This window comes from Psychromarinibacter sediminicola, from assembly GCF_029168335.1.
Taxonomy (GTDB): Bacteria; Pseudomonadota; Alphaproteobacteria; order Rhodobacterales; family Rhodobacteraceae; genus Psychromarinibacter; species Psychromarinibacter sediminicola.
Map to the genome: position 1 here is coordinate 20,779 of NZ_JARGYC010000010.1, position 20,284 is coordinate 41,062.

At 68.0% G+C, this 20,284-nt stretch carries 19 protein-coding genes; 11 read left to right on the forward strand and 8 right to left on the reverse strand.

Translation table 11 applies throughout. The features are described from left to right. Window positions 1-7: 7 nt before the first annotated feature. From kce to P1J78_RS05615, 3 genes are read left to right on the forward strand one after another with little or no spacing between them, the layout of a single operon-like run. The gene (gene kce / locus P1J78_RS05605; RefSeq protein ID WP_275566345.1) at window positions 8-937 is read left to right on the forward strand and encodes a 3,5-dioxohexanoate:acetyl-CoA acetone transferase; all 930 of its coding nucleotides are present in this window, start codon (window positions 8-10) and stop codon (window positions 935-937) included. Further along, window positions 937-1,341 carry an acyl-CoA thioesterase gene (locus tag P1J78_RS05610; protein ID WP_275566346.1) on the forward strand — a complete coding sequence of 135 codons (405 nt, stop codon included), beginning with the start codon at window positions 937-939 and terminating at the stop codon, window positions 1,339-1,341. The genes kce and P1J78_RS05610 overlap by 1 nt, the downstream gene beginning before the upstream one ends. Further along, complete coding sequence (locus tag P1J78_RS05615) at window positions 1,338-2,387, forward strand: proline racemase family protein (protein ID WP_275566347.1); 1,050 nt, start codon at window positions 1,338-1,340, stop codon at window positions 2,385-2,387. Before P1J78_RS05610 ends, P1J78_RS05615 begins: the two co-directional genes overlap by 4 nt. A gap of 51 nt (window positions 2,388-2,438) precedes the next feature. Here the strand turns inward: P1J78_RS05615 and P1J78_RS05620 are convergent, their stop codons facing one another. From P1J78_RS05620 to P1J78_RS05640, 5 genes are all read right to left on the reverse strand, one after another. Next, window positions 2,439-3,950, reverse strand: a complete 1,512-nt coding sequence (locus P1J78_RS05620; RefSeq protein ID WP_275566348.1) for a sugar ABC transporter ATP-binding protein — start codon at window positions 3,948-3,950, stop codon at window positions 2,439-2,441. Next, window positions 3,947-4,948, reverse strand: a complete 1,002-nt coding sequence (locus tag P1J78_RS05625) for an ABC transporter permease (RefSeq protein WP_275566349.1) — start codon at window positions 4,946-4,948, stop codon at window positions 3,947-3,949. The genes P1J78_RS05620 and P1J78_RS05625 overlap by 4 nt, the downstream gene beginning before the upstream one ends. 13 nt (window positions 4,949-4,961) lie before the next feature. Further along, a complete protein-coding gene (locus P1J78_RS05630; RefSeq protein ID WP_275566350.1) occupies window positions 4,962-5,936 on the reverse strand; it encodes an ABC transporter permease in 975 nt (324 codons plus the stop codon). 31 nt (window positions 5,937-5,967) lie between these two features. Beyond that, window positions 5,968-6,780, reverse strand: a complete 813-nt coding sequence (locus tag P1J78_RS05635; protein WP_275566351.1) for an SDR family NAD(P)-dependent oxidoreductase — start codon at window positions 6,778-6,780, stop codon at window positions 5,968-5,970. An 86-nt stretch (window positions 6,781-6,866) separates the two neighbouring features. Continuing rightward, window positions 6,867-7,820: a sugar ABC transporter substrate-binding protein gene (locus P1J78_RS05640; protein WP_275566352.1), complete on the reverse strand. Its 954-nt coding sequence runs from the start codon at window positions 7,818-7,820 to the stop codon at window positions 6,867-6,869. A 272-nt stretch (window positions 7,821-8,092) separates the two neighbouring features. Between P1J78_RS05640 and P1J78_RS05645 the strand changes: the two genes are divergently transcribed. The 8 genes from P1J78_RS05645 (at window position 8,093) to P1J78_RS05680 (ending at window position 17,684) form a co-directional block, all read left to right on the forward strand. Next, window positions 8,093-9,868, forward strand: a complete 1,776-nt coding sequence (locus tag P1J78_RS05645) for an ABC transporter substrate-binding protein (protein ID WP_275566353.1) — start codon at window positions 8,093-8,095, stop codon at window positions 9,866-9,868. A gap of 10 nt (window positions 9,869-9,878) precedes the next feature. Beyond that, window positions 9,879-10,688, forward strand: coding sequence for an SDR family NAD(P)-dependent oxidoreductase (locus P1J78_RS05650; protein ID WP_275566354.1), 810 nt, complete (start codon window positions 9,879-9,881; stop codon window positions 10,686-10,688). Window positions 10,689-10,775: 87 nt separating this feature from the next. Next, window positions 10,776-12,074, forward strand: a complete 1,299-nt coding sequence (locus tag P1J78_RS05655; RefSeq protein WP_275566355.1) for a M24 family metallopeptidase — start codon at window positions 10,776-10,778, stop codon at window positions 12,072-12,074. A 19-nt stretch (window positions 12,075-12,093) separates the two neighbouring features. Beyond that, entirely contained in the window at window positions 12,094-13,071 is a 978-nt protein-coding gene (locus tag P1J78_RS05660) for a thiamine pyrophosphate-dependent dehydrogenase E1 component subunit alpha (RefSeq protein ID WP_275566356.1), read from the forward strand. A 10-nt stretch (window positions 13,072-13,081) separates the two neighbouring features. Further along, window positions 13,082-14,077 carry an alpha-ketoacid dehydrogenase subunit beta gene (locus P1J78_RS05665; protein WP_275566357.1) on the forward strand — a complete coding sequence of 332 codons (996 nt, stop codon included), beginning with the start codon at window positions 13,082-13,084 and terminating at the stop codon, window positions 14,075-14,077. After that, window positions 14,067-15,359, forward strand: a complete 1,293-nt coding sequence (locus P1J78_RS05670; RefSeq protein ID WP_275566358.1) for a biotin/lipoyl-containing protein — start codon at window positions 14,067-14,069, stop codon at window positions 15,357-15,359. The genes P1J78_RS05665 and P1J78_RS05670 overlap by 11 nt, the downstream gene beginning before the upstream one ends. A 15-nt stretch (window positions 15,360-15,374) precedes the next feature. Then, window positions 15,375-16,799: an NAD-dependent succinate-semialdehyde dehydrogenase gene (locus P1J78_RS05675; RefSeq protein ID WP_275566359.1), complete on the forward strand. Its 1,425-nt coding sequence runs from the start codon at window positions 15,375-15,377 to the stop codon at window positions 16,797-16,799. 9 nt (window positions 16,800-16,808) lie between these two features. Continuing rightward, window positions 16,809-17,684, forward strand: coding sequence for a 2-oxo acid dehydrogenase subunit E2 (locus P1J78_RS05680; protein WP_275566360.1), 876 nt, complete (start codon window positions 16,809-16,811; stop codon window positions 17,682-17,684). A gap of 132 nt (window positions 17,685-17,816) precedes the next feature. On the opposite strand, the gene hypE is transcribed toward P1J78_RS05680, so the two are convergent. From hypE to P1J78_RS05695, 3 genes are read right to left on the reverse strand one after another with little or no spacing between them, the layout of a single operon-like run. Then, entirely contained in the window at window positions 17,817-18,860 is a 1,044-nt protein-coding gene (gene hypE / locus P1J78_RS05685; RefSeq protein ID WP_275566361.1) for a hydrogenase expression/formation protein HypE, read from the reverse strand. Continuing rightward, complete coding sequence (hypD, locus tag P1J78_RS05690) at window positions 18,857-19,999, reverse strand: hydrogenase formation protein HypD (protein WP_275566362.1); 1,143 nt, start codon at window positions 19,997-19,999, stop codon at window positions 18,857-18,859. The genes hypE and hypD overlap by 4 nt, the downstream gene beginning before the upstream one ends. After that, window positions 19,996-20,283 carry a HypC/HybG/HupF family hydrogenase formation chaperone gene (locus P1J78_RS05695; RefSeq protein WP_275566363.1) on the reverse strand — a complete coding sequence of 96 codons (288 nt, stop codon included), beginning with the start codon at window positions 20,281-20,283 and terminating at the stop codon, window positions 19,996-19,998. The genes hypD and P1J78_RS05695 overlap by 4 nt, the downstream gene beginning before the upstream one ends. Window position 20,284 lies beyond the last annotated feature (1 nt).

The window sequence follows — 20,284 nt, forward strand, 5'->3', positions numbered from 1 at the left end:
AAACCGAATGTCCGGAAAGGTCATCATCACCTGCGCCGTCACCGGCTCGATCCACACGCCGACGATGAGCCCGCACCTGCCGGTCACGCCCGACGAGATCACCGAGGCGGCCGTCGGCGCGGCCGAGGCGGGCGCGGCGATCGTCCACCTGCACGCCCGCGATCCGGAAACCGGCAAGCCCTCGCCCGATCCGCGCCTGTTCATGCAGTTCCTGCCGCGGATCAGGCAGCAGTCGGACGCGGTGATGAACATCTCCACCGGCGGTGGGCTGAAGATGAGCCTGGACGAGCGGCTGGAGGCGGCGCACGCGGCCCGGCCCGAACTCTGCTCGCTCAACATGGGGTCGATGAACATCGGCCTGTTCCACATCACGCAGAAGTATCCCGAGTGGCAGCACGACTGGGAAAAGGACTATCTCGAAGCCACCCGCGCCGGGATCGTGTCCAATACCTTCGAGCAGATCGAGCGGGTGATCCGCGAGGTCGGCAACGCCTACGGCACGCGGTTCGAATTCGAATGCTACGACATCGGCCATCTCTACACCCTGGCGCATTTCCTGGAGCGCGGCCTGGTGAAACCGCCGCTCTTCGTGCAGACGATCTTCGGCCTGCTCGGCGGGCTGGGCCCGGACCCCGAAGACCTGATGCACATGAAGCGCACTGCCGACCGGCTGTTCGGCGACGCTTACCGGTGGTCGATCCTTGCCGCGGGCCGGCACCAGATGAACCTCTGCACCATCGGCGCGATCATGGGGGGCAACGTGCGCGTGGGGCTGGAGGACTCGCTCTACCTGTCGAAGGGCGAAATGGCACCCACCAACGCGGCGCAGGTCGCCAAGATCCGCCGCATCCTCGAAGAACTGTCGCTGGAGATCGCGAGCCCCGACGAGGCGCGCGACATGCTCGACCTGAAGGGCGGCGCCGAGGTGGCGTTCTGATGGGGCGCGCGACGCTCCTCTCCGTCGCCCAGCCGTGGCAGTGCGACCAGATGGGCCACATGAACGTGCGGCACTACGCCGGGCTGTTCGACGACGCCTCCTTTCAGTTCCTCGGCCACCTGGCCGGGCCGGACCCGGACGAGGGCCTGGGCTGGGCGGATGTGCGGATCGAGACCGATTTCTGCGACGAGACGGCGGCGGGCACGCTGCTGACGGTGACGACGCGGGTCGAGAAGGTCGGCCGCAGCTCCGTCACCTACCGCCACGCGATGACCGACAGCCAGACCGGCGCGCTCAAGGCCGAGGCGCGGGTGACGACCGTCCGCTTCGACCTCGCGAAGCGTCGCTCCGCCCCGCTGGAGGACGGCGCCCGCGCCCGCGCGGAGGCGCTGATCGCGGCATGACCTATCCCGACGCGATCGAAACGGTCGAGATGCACACCGGAGGCGAGCCGCTGCGGATCGTCACCGCGGGCTGGCCCGAGGTGAAGGGCGCCACGATTCTGGACAAGCGCCGCTATGCCGCGGAGCATCTAGATCACCTGCGCCGTTTCATCATCCACGAGCCGCGGGGCCATGACGGGATGTACGCCGCGGTCTTCGTGGAACCCGATCTGCCCGGCGCCGACCTCGCCGTCCTTTTCCTGCACAACGCGGGCTATTCGACGATGTGCGGTCATGCCGTGATCGCCCTGGGACGCTACGCGGTCGACCACGGCCTTGTCGAAGCGCGGACGCCGAAGACCGAGGTCAGGATGCAGCTGCCCTGCGGGCGGGTGACGGCGACCGTCGAGGTGACGCGCACCGGCGACGGGCTCCGCAGCGGCGATGTCAGCTTTGTCTCCGTGCCGGCCTTCGCGGAGGCGCTCGACATCGACGTGCCCCTGCCGGGTCACGGGACGGTCAGGCTGGACGTGGCCTATGGCGGCGCCTATTACGCGATCCTGCCCGCCGGGCGCCTGGGTCTGGACCTGCGGACGACTCCCCTGTCCGTGCTGGTGGAGCGTGCCGCCGCGATCAGCGCGGCGGTGAGCGGGGCCGTGTCGCTCGACCATCCCGACGATCCCGACCTCGGGTTCATCTACGGCACCATCCTGACCGATGGTGGCACGGGGCGCGACGGCACCAGCCGGAACCTGTGCGTCTTCGCCGGCCGTCAGGTCGACCGCTGCCCGACCGGGTCGGGCGTTACCGCGCGCGTCGCCCTGGCGGCGGCACGCGGCGAGGCGAGTACCGGCGACAGCTACCTGTTCCAGAGCGTCTTAGGGTCGGAGTTCACCGCAACTCTCGAAGCGCTCGACTCCACAGGGACGTCGCCCGTCTCCCGCGTTCGGGTCGCCGGACGGGCGGCCTATTGCGGCACCGCCCGGTTCACGCGCGAGCAAGGCGACGAACTTGGCCGCGGGTTCTCCCTCGACCGGTCTCACCTAGCCGGGACGGCGGCGACGTAAGGCGGCCGGTCGCGACCGAGCCCCGGCTCAGGCCATGTCCCGTGACGCCCGTCAGGCCACCTTGTCGCCGCCGATGCCCGAGATCGCCTGGATCAGGCTGTCCTCCGTCACTTCCTCGGACGTGAACTCGCGCATGACGCGGCCGGAATACATCGCCACGATCCGGTCGGAGACATGCAGCACCTCGGGCATCTCGGAAGAGATCACGATGACGGCATAGCCCTGCGCCGCGAGATCGCGGATCAGGTTGTGGATCTCGGACTTCGAGCCGACGTCGATCCCGCGCGTCGGTTCGTCCACGATCAGCACCTCGGGCCGCATCGACAGCCATTTGCCGATGACGATCTTCTGCTGGTTGCCGCCCGACAGGTTGCCGACCATCTGCCGCCAGCCGGGCGTGCGGATGTCCAGCTTGTCGCGGTACTGATCGAAGATCGCCACCTCGGCGCCGTCGCTGACGAACGGCCCGGCGGTCATGTCGTCGACCTGCGGCAGGGTCATGTTGTCGCGACAGTTCATGCCGAGGATCAGGCCCTGCCCCTTGCGGTCCTCGGGCACCAGCGAGATGCCGCGCCGGATCGCGTCCTGCGGCGAGTGGATGCGCACCTCTTCCCCGTTGAGCAGGATCTGCCCGCCCGAGGGATCGCGCAGGCCGAAGATCGTCTCGGCGATCTCGGTCCGCCCAGCCCCGACGAGGCCGTAGAAGCCCACGACCTCGCCACGGCGGACCGTGAAGCTGACATCGCGGAACAGGTCGCCGCAGCTGAGGTTGCGGACCTCCAGTGCGACATCGCCCATCTCGTGATGGCTTTCGTTCCGGCTGAGGTCGAGCTTGCGGCCGATCATCAGCTGCGTGACCTCTTCCTCGTCGGTCTCGGCGGTGTTCAGGGTGCCGCGATACTGCCCGTCGCGCAGCACGCTGATCCGGTCGGTGATCTTGAAGATCTCCTCCATCCGGTGAGAGATGTAGATCACGCCCACGCCGCGCGACTGCAGGTCCGCGATCACCTCGAACAGCACGACCTTCTCGGCGTCGGTCAGCGAGGCGGTCGGCTCGTCGAAGATCACCGCGCGCGGATCGACCGTCAGGGCGCGGGCGATCTCGACCATCTGCTGGTTGGCGATGGACAGATCGCCCACGCGCGTCCGGGCGTCGAAGCCGACATTGAGCGTCTTCAGGATCCGGTCGGTATTGCCGTAGAGGGTCTGCCAGTCGACCCGGCCGAGGCTCTTGCGCGGCAACTCGCCCAGGAAGATGTTCTCGGCCACGGTCAGCTCGTCGGCGAGGCTGAGTTCCTGATGGATGAAGACCACGCCTTCGCGCTTGGCCTGCTGGGGCGAGGTCATCACCACCGGCGTCTCGGCGATGTAGATGGTCCCCGCGTCCGGCTGGTGGATGCCGCCCAGCACCTTCATCAGGGTCGACTTGCCGGCGCCGTTCTCGCCCATCAGGGCGTGGACCTCGCCGGGCAGAAGCTCCAGCGACACCCCGTCGAGGGCGCGCACGCCGGGAAAGGTCTTGACGATCCCGTCGAGGCGCAGGGCCGGTGTGGTATCGGTCATGTCTTCAGGTCCTCCCTGCCCTTGCGGTTCAGTTGCCGGTCGAGAAACAGCACCGAGATCAGGATCAGCCCGATGACGAGGTTCACCGTCTCGGTATCGGCCCCGATATGGCCGAGTCCCTTGCGCAGGAGCTGGATCGCGATGACCCCGCCGAGGGTCGAGACGATCGAGCCGTAGCCGCCGGCCAGCTTGGTGCCGCCCAGCACCACCGCGGTGATCGCCCAGAGCTCGTAGAGCATCCCGTCATTGGGGTTCACCGAGCCGCTCTCGGAGTAGAACACCACGGCCGACAGCGCGGCCAGGAACCCGATGAGCATGAAGTTGATCAGGAAATGCGGACCGACCCGGATCCCCGCGTTCACCGCCGCCTCGCGGTTGTTGCCGATGGCATAGGCATTGCGGCCGTGGACCGTGCGGGTCATCACCAGCCAGAGGATCAGCGCCGTGCCCAAGAGGAACCACGTGGCGGTGTGCAGCCCGAGGAACTGCGCCTCGGCGAAGTCCACCAGCGTCCAGTTGAGATGGCTCGTCGGCTGCTCGCCGTTATACATGAAGACAAGGCCGCGGTAGCCCAGCATCGAGCCCAGCGTGACGATGAAGGCGTCGACGCCGGTCTTCCAAACGATCAGCCCGTTGATCGCCCCCAGCACCACGCCGGTCAGCAGCGCGAAGCCCCAGGCCAGCGGGATCGCCCAGTCGCCAAGGGCCTGCATGAAGGGCCAGCTCATGCTGTCCAGCAGGACGACGGCGGCGAGCGCGAAAGTGGCGCCGACGCTGAGGTCGATATTGCCGTTGATCATGATGATCGTCATGCCCAGCGCGATGATCCCGATGGGCGCCGACTGCTTGAGCAGCAGCAGCATGTTGTCGAAATCCATGAAGGCCGTGTCGGTGACCGACAGGAACTCTCCCGCGATGGAGAAGAACGCGAGCTCCACCACGATGAAGGCCCAGATGGCGCCCTGCTTGATCAGGTTGGCGCGGGAGTCCTTTTTCATCGTCTTTTCTCCCTCACGCGATGGGCGACCAGAGGCGGCCGCGCTTGGCGGCGATGTCGAGCCAGACCGCGAGAATGATGATCACCCAGGTCACGACATACTGCGCGTAGAACGCGAGCCCCATCAGCAGCAGGCCGTTCTGGATGAACCCCAGGATCAGCACGCCGATGACGGTCTTGAACACGGTGCCGGCGCCGCCGAGCAGCGACGCGCCGCCAAGGATGACCGCGGCCAGTACTTCGAGCTCCAGCCCCTGCCCCACGGTGTTCTGGCTGCCCATGCTGCGGCTGGCCTGGATCAGCCCCGCCGTCGCAACGCAGAAGGCCGAGACGAGGTACGTCATGAACACGACCCGCGCGCGCGGGATGCCCGAGAAGGTCGCCGCCGTGCCGTTGCCGCCCACGGCATAGACCTTCCGCCCGAACGGCGTGCGCGACAGGATCACGCCCAGCACCAGGGCAAGCAGCGCGAAGATCACGATGGGCGAGGGAACGCCCGCCACATAGCCCTGCCCGAACACGCCGAACCAGGTGGCGTCCTTGTCGGCGATGTCCATGTTCTTGCCGCCCGACCAGGTCAGCGTCAGCCCGTGGATCGCGGAGAGCATCCCCAGCGTCACGATCAGCGAGTTGAGCTTCAGGTATCCCACGAGGAAACCGATGAACGCGCCGAGGCAGAGCGTCAGCCCGAACATCGCCGGGATCGCCAGCGCCGGCCCCAGCTTGTCGTGCAGGTCGAGCACCACGATCGTCGAGAACGACATCATCGAGCCGACCGACAGGTCGAGATTGCCGCCGATCACCACGAACGTCACCCCGAGCGCCATGACGCCGAGGATCGCCGACGACCGGACCACGCCCGCGATGTTGTCGATGTCGATGAACCGCGGCGTCGCCAGCGCGAACACGATCATGAAGACCACGAAGGCGACAAGGATACCCTGCCGCGCGAAAAACCGGCCAAGCCCCTGCTTCGTCAACTCCGCCATTTGCTCCTCCCCATGTGGGCATCGGCGCCGGTCAGACCAGCGTCATGCCTCCGTCGATCATGACGATCTGCCCCGTCATGTAATCGCTGTCGCGCGCGGCCAGGAACGTCGTGGTGCCGGTGACGTCGCCCGGCGTCGCCACCCGACCCTTCAGTATCTCGGCCGAGAATTCCTCCATCGCCTGTCCGGGACGGTCGGCGGCGCCGATCTGCATCAGGTCGTTGTCGACCTGCTCCCACATCTCGGTCGCGACCACGCCCGGCGCGAACCCCGTCACCGTGATACCATGCTTGGCCAGGTCGCGAGCGCCGGATTGGGTTAGCGAGACCACGGCCCACTTGCTGGCGCAGTAGGGCGCCACGTTGTCGAAGCCCTGGCGGCTGGCGATGGAGGCGGTGTTGATGATCTTGCCCGCCATGCCGCTGTCGTCGCGGCCCTGGGCGATCATCTGCCGCGCGGCTTCCTGCATTCCGATCAGGCAGCCAAGCCCGTTCACGCCCATGATGAAGGTCCAGTTCTCCTCGGTCACGTCGAGGAAGTTCATCGGCCGGTTCACGCCCGCATTGTTGAACTTCACGTCCAGCCGGCCGAATTGCGCGACCGTGTGGGCGATCATCGCCCGGACCTGCTCGCGGTCGGTCACGTCGACCGCGGCATGGGTAACCTTCGCCTTCGCCCGCGCCGCGCGGTCCGCGTTCTCCTCGGCCACCGCGGCGGCCTTGGCCCCGTTGATGTCGGCGAAGCAGACATGCGCGCCTTCGTCCAGCAGCGCCTCGCCGATGGCGCGTCCGATGCCCTGCGCGGCACCGGTGACGATGCACGACCGTCCCGAGACACGAGCCATGGTGCCGCCCTTTCGTCAGCTTGTTCCTGGTGCGTTGAGGGAACGCGCGAGGCGGCAGGACCCGCCCCGCGCATCCAGGGAGGTGATCAGAAGACGGGCTTGTCGAACTCGTCCATGTTGTCCTGGGTGATCTTCGGCGTGTCGAAGTAGTTCAGGAACGGCACGTCCTCGCCGTTGAGCACGTCGATGGCGGTCTGAAGCGCGGCCTCGGCGTCGTCTACCGGCGACTGGTAGATCGAGCCCCAGTAATCGCCGTCCGCCATCGCGTCGTAGCCCACGGCGAAGTTGGTCGCGCCGACGAAGACGATGTCCTCGGCCCGGCCCGCGGCGCGGGCGGCGTTCAGCGCGCCGACGCCCATGTTGTCGTCACCGGCGTAGACACCGTCGATGTCGTCGTACTTGACGAGGAAGGCTTCCATCACCTGCTGCGACTTCTCGCGGTTCCAGTCGCCGGGCTGGGTCTCCACCAGGGTTACGTTCGGGCAGACCTCGGGCAGACGGTCCTCGAAGCCCTTCGCCCGCTCGATGGCCGTGGTATAGCCGGGCTGGCCGCTGATCTGCACGATCCGGGCCTCGTCCTCGATGCCGAGCTCCTTGAAGCGGTCGCACATGATCTCGGCGGAGCGCGCGCCCTGGGTGATGTTGTCGGGCCCCGAGAAGGAGGCGACGAAGTCGAAGCCCTGCTCGGCGATGTTGGAGTTGGTCACGATGACCGGAATATCCGCTTGGTACGCTTTGCGGACGGCGGGGATCACTGCTTCGCCGTTGGTCGGCCAGATGATGATGGCGTCGACTTGCTGCTGGATCAGGTCTTCCATCTGGGCGATCTGGCGGGCGACGTCGCCGCCGGCGTCCAGCACTACCACCTCGACGTTCTCGTTGGCCTCGGCGGCGGCGATGAACGCCTGTTCATAGGTCGTCTGGTAGCTGTCGACGCCGACATTGTTCTGCGTGATGCCGATGGTCATGGTGTCGGCGGCGGCAGCGGAGCCGAGCAGCGCGGTCGTGCAGACGAGCGCGAACCTGGTCGAAATCTTCATTGGGTATCCTCCCTTTGGGTCGTCCCTGTGGGTCTTCGGTTCTTGACTGCGGCTGTCCTCCCAGCCGGGGCGGACCGGCCCCTTCAGCAATCTTCCCCTATCCAGCGCGATTCTGCCGCGTTTCGAACGTCCCGAATTATCCATTTTGGACTTTCACGTATCCAGATTGGATCAGATCGCGATATTTGAATCGTATCAATCTGAACATCCTGGACCGAGGCATCATGACCCGCTCCCGCAAACACGCTGACAGACCCCAACGCTCCGGTGACATGCAACAGACCGCCGCCACAAATATTCATTCCGGACAGGTCGTGCCGGAGGTCGCGGCCGGCGAGGTCGCGACGGCGAATCCCGAGGTCGAGCGCGTCGTCCGCTTCCTGAACGACATCTTCATCGAAATCGACAATTCGATCGACCCGACCACGCCGAACCCGCACATGAACATGCTGCTGCACCTGCTGCAGTGTCATTTCGACGGGCGGCTCGTGTCGCCCTCGGCCATGATCGCGGCGTCCGGCGTGCCCTATGCCACGGGCACCCGCAAGCTGGCCGAGATCCAGTCGGCCGGACTGGTCGTGCAGCGCCCGCGCACGAAATCGGGCAAGAGCTTCTCGCTGCACCCCAGCCCGCAGCTGTTGCAATCCTTCAACCAGCTGGCGGACCGGATCAACAGGATCGGCCGCGGCGCCTTCGGCGGCGCGCAGCGTCCCGACCGCACCAACGACTACTATTTCGGCGGCTCCTACCAGCCCGGACAGGCGACGATCCCGCCGCCCAGCGCGCTGCCGCAGGCGCTGAAGCTGCCCGGCGGCATCCGCATACTCGTCCACGGCGACCCGACCTTCATGGTCATGGAGACCCTCAAGCGGCAGTTCGAGCAGATCATCGGCACCGATATCAGCCAGCGCGCCTTCTCGATCGACCGGCTCCGCGAAGAGGGGCTGCGCAATGCCACCCTGGCGCGCAGCCGCTACGACCTGATCGCCGTCGATCTGCCCTGGCTGGGCGAGTTCGTCGCCAAGGGCGTCATCCGCCCCCTGCCCGAGATCATGGACATCGCGCGCCTGGACCCCAGCGACTTTCACACTGCCGGCTGGCGTGCCGCCCATTGGGACGGCGTCCCCTATGGCGTGCCCAGCCAGACCACGCCCGAGCTGATGTTCTACCGCAAGGACTGGTTCGCCGAGGCCGGCCTGGAGCCGCCCGCCACCACCGACGCGGTCATCGCGGCGGCGCGGCATTTCCACGATCCCCGCCGCGGCCGCTATGGCGTGGCCTGGAACGCGGCCCGCGGCACGGCGCTCGGGCACACCTTCATGATGACCTGCGCCGATTTCGGCCAACCGGTCATCGACATCCCCGAGATCGCCGGCGCCTTCGACGCCGACCACCTGGCGCGCGACGATGTCCGGCCGATGCTCGACAGCGACCGCGCCCTCGCGGCGGCGGAATACCTGATGGACCTGCTGGCGTATTCGCCGCCCGACATCCTGTCGATGTCCTGGTACGAGCGGGTCAGGCCCTATGCCGCCGGCAAGGTGGCGATGGCCTACGGCTATACCCTTCTCGCCCCGTATTTCGAGCTGGACAGCGCCTGCCCGGCCCATGGCCGAACCGGATACCTGCCGCACCCGCACGGCCCCGACGGAATGCCCATCGCGCCGGTGGGGGGCTATGTTCTGTGCGTCCCGGCGAACCTCGCGGAGGACCGCGTGCCGGATACCGTGCAGGCGCTGGTCTCCTTCACCTCGCCCGCCGCGCAGAAGCTCTATGCCCAGAACGGCAGCCGCACGGCGCCGCGCTACTCGGTGGGCTCCGACCCCGAGGTCAGGCGCCTGTCGCCGATCTTCGAGACGGTCGACCAGATGTCCTGGCGCGACGAGCTGCAATTCTGGCCACGCCCGCCGATCCCGCAGATCTCGGAGCTCTTCACGATCTGCGGCCACGAACTGCACGACATGCTTCGCGGCTTCGTCACACCGTCCGAAGCCCTGGCGCGCGCCCAGGCGCGGGCCGAAGAAGCCCTGCGAAGACCGGTCACATAGGGAGGATCACATGGACCCGAAACGCCTTGACGGCAAGAACATCCTGATCACGGGCGCCGCCCGCGGCATGGGCGCGGCCAATGCCGAGGTCTTCGCCGCCCAGGGCGCCAATGTCTGCGTCGGCGATCTCGACGGCGACGAGGCCAAAAAGACGGCCGAGCGGATCAACGCCGCCGGCAACGGCAAGGCCATCGCCGTGCGGATGGACGTGACCGAGCGCGCGGACAACGCCGCCGCCGTCGCCGCCACGGTCGACGCCTTCGGGTCCATCAATGTCGGCCTGTTCAATGCCGGCCTGAACAAGCCCCGGTTCTTCATGGATATCGACGAAGACAACTGGGACATGATCATGAACGTCAACACCAAGGCGATGTGGCTGGGCATGCAGGAGGTGGCCCGCCAGATGATCGCGCAGGGCCCGATGGAGGATCACCCCTACAAGCTGATCAACGTGGGCTCCATCGCCAGCCGCAAGCCGCTGGTGGACGTGACCGTGTACTGCACCTCGAAATACGGCTGCCTCGCCCTGACCCATTGCGGCGCGATCGGCCTGTCCGAGCACAACATCACCGTCAACGGCTATGCCCCCGGCGTCGTCGTCACGCCGCTCTGGGAGCAACTCGACAAGGATCTCGTCGATATCGGCTTCAAGGACCGCGAGGGGCAGGCCTACGAGGACATCGTCCGCGACGCGCTGCAGATCAAGCGGGTCAGTTATCCCGACGACATCACCGGCACCGCGTCGTTCCTGGCCAGCGACGACAGCGACTACATGACCGGCCAGATGATCCACATCGACGGCGGCTGGTGCATCCAGTGACGCTGTCGGGTGCGTGATTTCACGCACCTTCCCATCCCATCCAACAAGAAACGGAGCGTGCGAGCACGCACCCAACGGAGTTGCCCAATGACCCGAGCTCTCATGCCCAACCTGCTGACGCCGCAGGATCTCGACCCCAACTGGGAATGGCGCGAGCGCCTGCCCGCCTCGGGGCACATGTCGGTCGATTTCGAACGCCGGATCGACCATGACCGCCTGCGCCGCTACCGCCTCGCCCGGACCCGGCAGGCGCTGCAAAACTCGCAGGCCGGCACTCTGCTGCTCTTCGACGTGAACAACATCCGCTACGTCAGCGCCACGAAGATCGGCGAGTGGGAACGCGACAAGATGTGCCGTTTCTGCCTGCTGACCGGGGACGACAGCCCCTACGTGTGGGATTTCGGCTCGGCCGCGATGCACCACAAGCTCTTTTCCGACTGGCTGGAGCCCGACCATTGCCTGGCCGGCGTCGTGGGCATGCGCGGCACGATCCCGCCGGAATTCGGGCTGATGCGCAAATACGCCAAGCAGATCGCCCAGCTGATCAAGGAGGCGGGCATGGCCGACATGCCGGTGGGCGTGGACTATGCCGAAACGGCGATGTTCCACGCGCTGCAGGAAGAGGGGCTGAAGGTCGTCGACGGCCAGCAGATCATGCTGGCGGCGCGCGAGATCAAGAACTGGGACGAGATCCAGCTGCTGACGCAGGCCGCCAGCATGGTCGACGGCGTCTACCACATGATCTGGGAAGAGCTGAAGCCCGGCGTACGCGAGAACGACATCGTCGCGCTGTCCAACAAGATGCTCTACGAGATGGGCAGCGACGACGTCGAGGCGATCAACGCGATCTCGGGCGAGCGCTGCAATCCGCATCCGCACAACTTCACCGACCGCTACTTCCGCCCCGGCGATCAGGCCTTCTTCGACATCCTGCAAAGCTACCAGGGCTATCGCACCTGCTACTACCGGACGTTCAACATCGGCCGCGCGACGCCGGCACAGAACGACGCCTACGTGAAGGCGCGCGAATGGATCGACGCCTCGATCGACGCGATCCGGCCCGGGGTGACCACGGACAACGTGGCCAAGCTCTGGCCCAAGGCCGAGGAGTTCGGCTTCCCGAGCGAGGACGCCGCCTTCGGGCTGCAATTCGGCCACGGGCTGGGGCTGGCGCTGCACGAGCGGCCGATCATCAGCCGCGCCGTGTCGCTCGACCACCCGATGGAGATCCAGACCGGCATGGTCTTCGCGCTCGAGACCTACTGCCCGGCTGCCGACGGCTACTCCGCCGCGCGGATCGAGGAAGAGGTCGTCGTGACCGAGACCGGCTGCGAGGTCATCAGCCTGTTCCCGGCCGAAGACCTGCCGATCGCCAACCGATACTGACGCACGGCGCGAGGATCCCATGGCCAAGGCAAAGACAAACACCGAGGACTACCTGCGGATGTACCGGCAGATGGTCCGCATCCGCACCTTCGAGGACAACGCCAACCAGCTCTACCTGTCGGCCAAGATGCCGGGGCTGACGCATATGTATTCCGGCGAGGAAGCCGTCGCCGTCGGCATCTGCGAGGCGCTGACGGATGACGACCGCATCACCTCGACCCATCGCGGCCACGGCCACTGCGTCGCCAAGGGGGCCGAGTTCAGGGAGATGTTCTGCGAGCTTCTGGGCAAGGCCGAGGGCTATTGCCGCGGCAAGGGCGGCTCGATGCACATCGCCGACCAGAACCACGGCAACCTTGGCGCCAATGCCATCGTCGGCGGCTCGATGGGCATCGCCACGGGCTCGGCGCTGCGGGCGAAACTGCAGGGCAAGGACGACGTCACCGTCTGCTTCTTCGGCGACGGCGCGACGGCGCAGGGGCTGTGGTACGAGGTGATGAACATGGCGGCGCTCTGGAAGCTGCCGGTGATCTACGCCTGCGAGAACAACGGCTACTCCGAGTACACGAAGACCGACGAGATCGCCGCCGGATCCATCATGGCCCGCGCCGAGGCGTTCGGCATCGAATCCCACCAGGTCGACGGGCAGGACGTGCTGGCCGTGAACGACCTGACCCGCAAGCTGGCCGAGCGCGCGCGCAAGGGCGAGGGCCCGTTCTTCATCGAGCTGATGACCTACCGCTACCACGGCCACCACGTCGGCGACATCAACCGCGAATACTACCGGTCCAAGGACGAGGAAAAGGACTGGAAGGAGAACCGCGACCCGATCATCCGGTTCCGCGGCTGGCTGGTCTCCGAGGGCATCGCCTCGGAAGACGAGATCGAGGCGATGAACGCCGAGATCGAGACCGACGCCACAGAAGCCGTCGCCTATGCCGAGGCCGCCGCCTACCCGCCGGCCGAAGAGGTCGACATGCATGTCTACGCGGACTGAGGAGCGCAAAATGCGAGAGATCACACTGTCCCAGGCCGTGAACGAGGCGCTGGCCGAGGAGATGCGCCGCGACGAGACGGTCTTCATCCTGGGCGAGGACGTCGCCGAGGCGGGCACGCCGTTCAAGGTGCTGTCCGGGCTGGTCGAGGAGTTCGGCACCGGCCGCGTGATCGACACGCCGATCTCGGAGCCCGGCTTCGTCGGCCTGGCGGTGGGCGCGGCGATGACCGGCGCGCGGCCGGTCGTCGATCTGATGTTCGGCGATTTCATCTACCTGGTGATGGACCAGCTCTGCAATCAGGCGGCGAAGCAGCATTACATGTCGGGCGGCAAGCTGACCGTGCCGATGGTGCTGCGCACGAACATGGGCGCGACCCGCCGCTCCGCCGCGCAGCATTCGCAGTCGCTGCAGGCGATCGTCGCGCATATCCCGGGGCTGAAAGTGGCGATGCCATCCTCGGCCTACGAGGCCAAGGGCCTGATGAAGACCGCGATCCGCGACAACAACCCGGTCGTCATCTTCGAGGACAAGCTGATGTACCAGGACAAGGCGCCGGTGCCGGAGGAGGAGTACCTGATCCCGTTCGGCGAGGCGAAGGTGAAGCGCGAGGGGTCCGATATCACCCTGATCGGCACCTCCTCCATGGTGCAGATCGCCGAGAAGGCCGCCGACGCCCTGGCCGGAGAAGGCATCAGCGCCGAGGTGATCGACCCGCGCACCATCGTGCCGCTGGACGACAAGACGCTTCTGGACAGCGTCAGGAAGACCTCCCGCGCCATCGTCATCGACGAGGGCCACCAGAGCTACGGCGTGACCGCCGAAATCGCCTCGCGCCTGAACGAGAAGGCATTCTACCATCTCGACGCGCCGGTCCTACGCATGGGCGCGATGGACGTGCCCGTGCCCTTCAGCCCCGCGCTCGAAGACCTGACTGTGCCGACCCCCGACCGCGTGGTCGAGAACGCCCGCAGGCTGTGCGGCGGAGAGATGATCCATGCCGCATGACGTGACGATGCCCCAGCTCGGCATGGCGCAGGACGCGGGGAAGATCGTGTCCTGGTTCAAGGCGCCGGGCGATGCTGTCGCCAAGGGCGACGCGCTGTTCGAGGTCGAGACCGACAAGGCCACCATGGAGGTCGAGGCACAGGCGGCGGGTTTTCTCACCGGCGTCACGGCGGCCGCGGGCGAGGACGTGCCGGTGGGCACGGTGATCGCCCGGATTTCCGACAGCGCGGAGGACGACAGCCCCGCACCCGTCACCGACGTGCCCGAAGAGGCCCCGGCGTCCGGCGATCTGCCCGAGGGCCACGCCGTGACGATGCCGCAGCTTGGCATGGCGCAGGATACCGGCCAGCTGGTCAGCTGGCTGAAGGCCCCCGGCGACGCCGTGGCCGCCTCCGACATCCTGTTCGAGGTGGAGACCGACAAGAGCACGATGGAGGTCGAGGCGGGCTGCGACGGCTTCCTCGCGGCGACGCTGGCCGAGGCCGGCGAAGACGTGCCCGTGGGCGACCCGGTGGCGATCATCAGCGCCGACAAGCCCGCCGCGCCCGTCGCCCGCTCTGCCCGCGACACGCCGGCGCCGACCGCCGAGCCTGCCGCGCCCGGTGACGCGCTGCCCGTCCCGAAGACGGAAAAGCGCCCTGCCCCAGCGTCCGGTCCCGCCGCGCCGCCGCGCAGCGACGGCCGCATCCTCGCCTCGCCCAAGGCGCGGCGGCTGGCGCTGGAACAGGGGCTCGATCTTCGGCGGCTGGTCGACGCCGGCCATGAACAGCCCTACCACGTCCGCGATCTGGAGGCGCTGAAGGCGCTTCCCTCCGCCGCGCCGGCGCCTCAGGGTCCGGCGTCCGGCCGCCGCCTCACCGCCGAAACCGCGACGGACGGCCTGCCCGACTTCGTCGCCTGGGCCGCCGAGGCACACGGCCTCGACGATGCCGACGCGATCCTGGCAGGCCTCGCCGCCGCTTCGCTGCCCGAACCGGGCGCGGTGGCGGTGGAACGGCACGGCAAATCCACCGTCTTCGCCACGCCGGCCGGCCGGGCCCTGTCGCAGGTCGCCGCGACAGAGGACGCCCCGGCGCTCACGCTCCGCGACCTGCGCGGCAGCCCGCTGCGCACCGTCGAGATGGGCGGCGAGGCGACCCCCGTCCTGACGCTGTCCACCAACGGGGACGGCCTGATCATCACGCTGGAATGCAGCCCCGCGCATCTCGACGCGACGGCGGCGATCCGGCTTCTTTCCGACTTCGCGGGCCGGGTGGAGCAGCCGCTCCGCCACCTGCTCTGACATCCAGGGACCGACATGGACTTCACTGATCTCTACATCGACGGCGAATGGCGCACGACACCCGAGCGCTTCGATGTCATCAACCCCGCCACCGAAACCGTGCTGGCCTCGGTCGCGTCGGCCGAGATTTCCGATGCCGACGCCGCGCTGGACGCCGCCGAACGCGCCATGGCCGACTGGGCCGCCCGCACGCCCCGCGAACGCTCCGAGGTGCTGCGCCGCGCGTGGGAGCTGATGACCGCGCGGCTCGACGACTTCGCCCGCTACATCACGCTTGAAAACGGCAAGGCCGGCGTGGATGCCCGCGGCGAGGCCGCCTATGCCGCCGAGTTCTTCCGCTGGTTCGCCGAAGAGGCGGTGCGCGCCGACGGCATAATCACCCACGCCCCCGCCTCCGGCGCGCGGATCGTGGTCCAGCACAAGCCCGCCGGCCTGGCGGTGCTGGTGACGCCCTGGAACTACCCGGCGGCGATGGGCACGCGCAAGATCGCGCCGGCGCTCGCCGCCGGCTGCGGCGTCGTCATCAAGCCGGCCTCGGAGACGCCGCTGACGATGCTGGCGCTGATGCCGCTCCTGGCGGAGGCCGGCGTGCCGCCGGGCCTCGTCAACGTCCTGCCGTCGAAACGGACGGGCGCGCTGGTCGATCACATGTTGCACGATCCGCGCGTGCGCGTGGTCAGCTTCACCGGCTCCACCGGCACCGGCCGCAAGCTCCTGAAGGGTGCCGCCGACCAGGTGCTGAAGCCCGCGATGGAGCTGGGCGGCAACGCGCCGCTTCTGGTATTCGAGGACGCCGACCTCGACATCGCGATCGAGGGCACGATGCTCGCCAAGATGCGCAACCTGGGCGAGGCCTGCACCGCCGCCAACCGCATCTACATGCACGAAGACATCGCGGCCGACTTCACCCGCCGTCTCGCCGAGCGCATGCGCGCCCTGAAGATGGGCGACGGCACCGATCCGTCGGTCGATGTCGGCCCGCTGGTGAATGCCGAGACCCGCGACAAGGTCGCCGCCTTCGTCGACGACGCGGTCGCCAAGGGGGCCGTCGTGGAATGCGGCGGCACGGCGCCCGAGGGCACCGGCTATTTCTATCCACCGACCGTGCTGTCGAACGTGCCCGACACGGCCGAGTGCGTGCATGACGAGATCTTCGGACCCGTCGCCGCGATCCAGACCTTCACCGACCAAGACGACGCGATCCGGCGCGCCAACGACACCGAGTACGGCCTCGTGGCCTATGTCTTCAGCGAGGACTTCAAGCGCGCGCTGCAGGTCTGCGAACGGCTGGACTACGGCATGGTCGGGCTGAACCGCGGGCTTGTCTCGGACCCCGCGGCGCCGTTCGGCGGCACCAAGCAATCGGGCCTCGGCCGCGAGGGCGGGCACGAGGGCATGCTGGAGTTCATGGAAACCCAGTACATTTCGGCCAACTGGTAGGGCGAGGACATGACAGAGATCACCGCCAGCCCCTCCACCCGGCGCCTCGCGCGGGAGAAGGGCGTGGACATCGAGACGCTCGCCGAGCGGCTCGGCCGCACCACCATCGGCCCCGAGGACATCTCCGGCGGCGCCCCGGCCCCGGCCGCCGGCGACACCTCCTACTGGGAGGTCGACCACGGCCTTTACGGCCCGGTCACCGAGGAGCCCACGAGCCGGTTCGCGCAGGTGGCCGCGAGGAACCTCGCCGCCGCGCAGGCGCTGATCCCGGCCGTCACGCATCACGACCGGGCCGATGTCGGCGCCATCGAGCGTCTGCGCGAGGCGTGGAAGGCGGAAGCCCGGCAGCGCGGCGTCCGGCTCACCGCGCTGGCCTTCCACGTGGCCGCCCTCGCCCGCGCCCTGCGCGCCTTCCCGCGTTTCAACGCCTCGCTGTCCGCGGACGGCGAAACGCTCATTCTCAAGGACTACGTGCATGTCGGGATTGCCGTGGACACGCCCCACGGGCTGATGGTGCCGGTGATCCGCGAGGCCGACCGCAAGGGCCTATGGCAGATCGCGGCCCAGATCGCCGGCCTCGCCGCCCGCGCCCAGGCGCGCAAGATCGGCCCCGACGAGATGGGCGGTGCCTCGATGACCATCACCAATCTCGGCGGGATCGGCGGCACGGCCTTCACGCCCATCGTCAACCCGCCCGAGGTGGCCATCCTCGGCATCACCCGAACCGAGACCGTGACCGTCTGGGACGGAGACACGCCGCGCCCGGTGCCGATGGTTCCCCTGGACCTGACCTACGACCACCGCGTCATCAATGGCGCCGATGCCGCGCGCTTCCTGGCCCACTATTCGGGTTTGATCGCCGACCCCCGCAACATGCTGATTTGATAGGCCCGCCCCGGATCGGCAAAGTCTCGGCGGCACCGTCACCTTCGCCGGGCGGCGAGCAAGGCGGCGGGACGGTGGCAGTCTTCCTGTGCCGCTCCGAACGACCGCACGCCGGAGCGGCAGACCGAGCGGCTAGCAGATGCGCGGCAATTGCTCGCCCACGAGCATGTCCACGATGCGCGTTCCGCCGAACGCCGTCTTCGTCACCACCGGGATCCGACCGGCCGTGACCGCTCGGCCGACGACGGCCGCGCCTTCGCCCTCCGGGCGCGCGCGCATGGCGGCCAGCGCCGCCTCGGCCTGCGCCTCGGGCACGAAGAGCACCGCCCGCCCCTCGTTCGCCAGGTACAGCGGGTCGAGCCCCAGGATCTCGCACATGCCGCGCACCTCGGGCCGGATCGGCAGCGCCTCGTCGCTCAGTTCCACCGTGACGCCGGCCTCCGCCGCCATCTCGTTCAGGGCCGAGGCCAGCCCGCCGCGCGTCAGGTCCCGTGCCGCCCGCATGCCGGGCGCGGCGGCGATCACGTCCTCCATCAGGTGACCGAGCGCCGCGCAGTCGCTTTCGATCGGCGTCGACAGCGCGAGGTCGCCGCGCGCGGCCAGGATCGTCGCGCCGTGGTCTCCCAGGACACCGTTCACGATCGCCACGTCTCCCGGCCGGATGTTCACCGCTGCGATATCGCGGCCCGGCGGAATCGCCCCCACGCCCGAGGTCGTCACGAAGAGCGTGTCGCAGCCGCCCTTCTCCACCACCTTGGTGTCGCCGGTCACGATGCGCACCCCCGCCGCCTCGGCCTCGGCCGCCATGGTGGCCGCGATCCGGCGCAACAGCGCGATCTCGCAGCCCTCCTCGATGATGAAGGAGGCCGACAGCCACAGCGGCCGCGCGCCCCCGACGGCAAGGTCGTTGACGGTGCCGCAGACCGCGAGCTTGCCGATATCGCCGCCGGGAAACTCCACCGGCGTCACGACGTAGCCGTCGGTGGTGAAGGCCAGCTGCGCGCCGGCTTCCTGCAGCGCCTCGGAGGTCAGCCGTGCCTGGTCCTCGCGGCCGGGCGGCCGGAACACGTCGGTGAACACCTCCTCGATCAGGTCGCGCATCGCCCGGCCGCCGCCGCCATGGGCCAGCGTCACCCGGTCGCCGCGCAGCCGCGACACCCGCGTCGTCATGTTCATGCCATCTCCTCCACGGCGCGGGCGCCGCCATAGGTCCAGTAGGCCGCACAGGCCCCCTCGGAGGACACCATCAGCGCCCCCAGCGGCGTGTCCGGCGTACATCCGCGCCCGAATTGCGGGCACTCGGTGGGCTTCATCCGGCCCGTCATGACGGCGCCGCAGCCGCAGCCTTCCGGCTCTTCCGTCACGCGCGGCCCGGCGGCATAACCGATGCCGAATTTCTCTTCCGCGTCAAAGGCTTTGTAGGCATCCCTGATGCGCAGTCCGCTGGCGTCGATCTCGCCCAGGCCGCGCCACTCGAAGCTCGGCCGCGCCTCGTAGACATCCGCGATGGCCGCCAGGCTCACCGGATTGCCATGTTCCGGCACCACGCGGGCATACTGGTTCTCGACCGACGCCCGCCCGTCGCGGATCTGTTCCAGCACCATCAGCACCGACTGCAGCAGATCCAGCGGTTCGAACCCCGCTACGACGAGCGGCTTGCCGTAGTCCTCCGCGATGAAGTCGTAGGGGTGCGTGCCGATCACCATCGACACGTGGCCGGGCCCGACGAAGCCGTCCAGCACCATATGCGGGTCGTCCAGCAGGGCGCGGATCGGCGGCGGCACTGTAATATGGTTGCAGAACACGCTGAAATTGCTCAATTCCTCCCGCGCGGCCTGCTGGATCGACAGGGCCGTCGACGGCGTGGTCGTCTCGAAGCCCAGCCCGAAGAACACCACCTCGCGTCCCGGGTTGCGCCGCGCCAGTTCGACCGCATCGAGCGGCGAATAGACCATCCGGATATCCGCCCCGTCGGCCTTGGCTTGCAGCAGCGACTTCTTCGTGCCCGGCACCCGCATCGCATCGCCGAAGGTGCAGAAGATCACGCCGGGCCGCTCGGCGATCTCGACGCATTCGTCCACCCGCGCCATCGGCAGCACGCAGACCGGGCAGCCGGGGCCATGGATGAACTCGATGCCCCCGGGCGTCAGCTTGTCGAGGCCGTAGCGGAAGATCGCATGGGTGTGCCCGCCGCAGATCTCCATGATCCGCACCGGGTTTTCGGCGGTGGCCCCGATCTCGCCAGTCACCCGGGCGATCGCGGCCAGAACCCTCTTGGCCGCCTTCGGGTCTCTGAACTCTTCCACGTATCTCATTGTTCAGCCAACGCTTTCGCGCCCTCCGCTATCTGTTCCAGCGCCTCCTGCGCCTCGCCCAGCCCGCGCAGCGCCTCCAGTGTCTCCGCTGCCTCGTCCTCGTCGATCACGGCCATCGCGAAGCCGACGTGGATCAGCACCCATGCCCCCACCAGGTCGTCCAGCGCCGCGCCGGCCACGCAGGCCACGTTCACCTCGCGCCGCACGCCCGAGACGTCGGCCATCGCCATCAGCCGCGCCGCATCCGTGATCTCCACGATCCGGCCGGGAATACCCAGACACATG

Coding starts and splice junctions, on each gene's coding strand:
- P1J78_RS05695 (WP_275566363.1), bottom strand. CDS start 20,283: ATGTGTCTGGGTATTCCCGGCCGGATCGTGGAGATCACGGATGCGGCG.
- P1J78_RS05645 (WP_275566353.1), top strand. CDS start 8,093: ATGCAACAGACCGCCGCCACAAATATTCATTCCGGACAGGTCGTGCCG.
- P1J78_RS05680 (WP_275566360.1), top strand. CDS start 16,809: ATGACAGAGATCACCGCCAGCCCCTCCACCCGGCGCCTCGCGCGGGAG.
- P1J78_RS05675 (WP_275566359.1), top strand. CDS start 15,375: ATGGACTTCACTGATCTCTACATCGACGGCGAATGGCGCACGACACCC.
- P1J78_RS05615 (WP_275566347.1), top strand. CDS start 1,338: ATGACCTATCCCGACGCGATCGAAACGGTCGAGATGCACACCGGAGGC.
- P1J78_RS05655 (WP_275566355.1), top strand. CDS start 10,776: ATGACCCGAGCTCTCATGCCCAACCTGCTGACGCCGCAGGATCTCGAC.
- P1J78_RS05620 (WP_275566348.1), bottom strand. CDS start 3,950: ATGACCGATACCACACCGGCCCTGCGCCTCGACGGGATCGTCAAGACC.
- hypD (WP_275566362.1), bottom strand. CDS start 19,999: ATGAGATACGTGGAAGAGTTCAGAGACCCGAAGGCGGCCAAGAGGGTT.
- P1J78_RS05665 (WP_275566357.1), top strand. CDS start 13,082: ATGCGAGAGATCACACTGTCCCAGGCCGTGAACGAGGCGCTGGCCGAG.
- hypE (WP_275566361.1), bottom strand. CDS start 18,860: ATGAACATGACGACGCGGGTGTCGCGGCTGCGCGGCGACCGGGTGACG.
- P1J78_RS05640 (WP_275566352.1), bottom strand. CDS start 7,820: ATGAAGATTTCGACCAGGTTCGCGCTCGTCTGCACGACCGCGCTGCTC.
- P1J78_RS05660 (WP_275566356.1), top strand. CDS start 12,094: ATGGCCAAGGCAAAGACAAACACCGAGGACTACCTGCGGATGTACCGG.
- kce (WP_275566345.1), top strand. CDS start 8: ATGTCCGGAAAGGTCATCATCACCTGCGCCGTCACCGGCTCGATCCAC.
- P1J78_RS05670 (WP_275566358.1), top strand. CDS start 14,067: ATGCCGCATGACGTGACGATGCCCCAGCTCGGCATGGCGCAGGACGCG.
- P1J78_RS05625 (WP_275566349.1), bottom strand. CDS start 4,948: ATGAAAAAGGACTCCCGCGCCAACCTGATCAAGCAGGGCGCCATCTGG.
- P1J78_RS05610 (WP_275566346.1), top strand. CDS start 937: ATGGGGCGCGCGACGCTCCTCTCCGTCGCCCAGCCGTGGCAGTGCGAC.
- P1J78_RS05630 (WP_275566350.1), bottom strand. CDS start 5,936: ATGGCGGAGTTGACGAAGCAGGGGCTTGGCCGGTTTTTCGCGCGGCAG.
- P1J78_RS05650 (WP_275566354.1), top strand. CDS start 9,879: ATGGACCCGAAACGCCTTGACGGCAAGAACATCCTGATCACGGGCGCC.
- P1J78_RS05635 (WP_275566351.1), bottom strand. CDS start 6,780: ATGGCTCGTGTCTCGGGACGGTCGTGCATCGTCACCGGTGCCGCGCAG.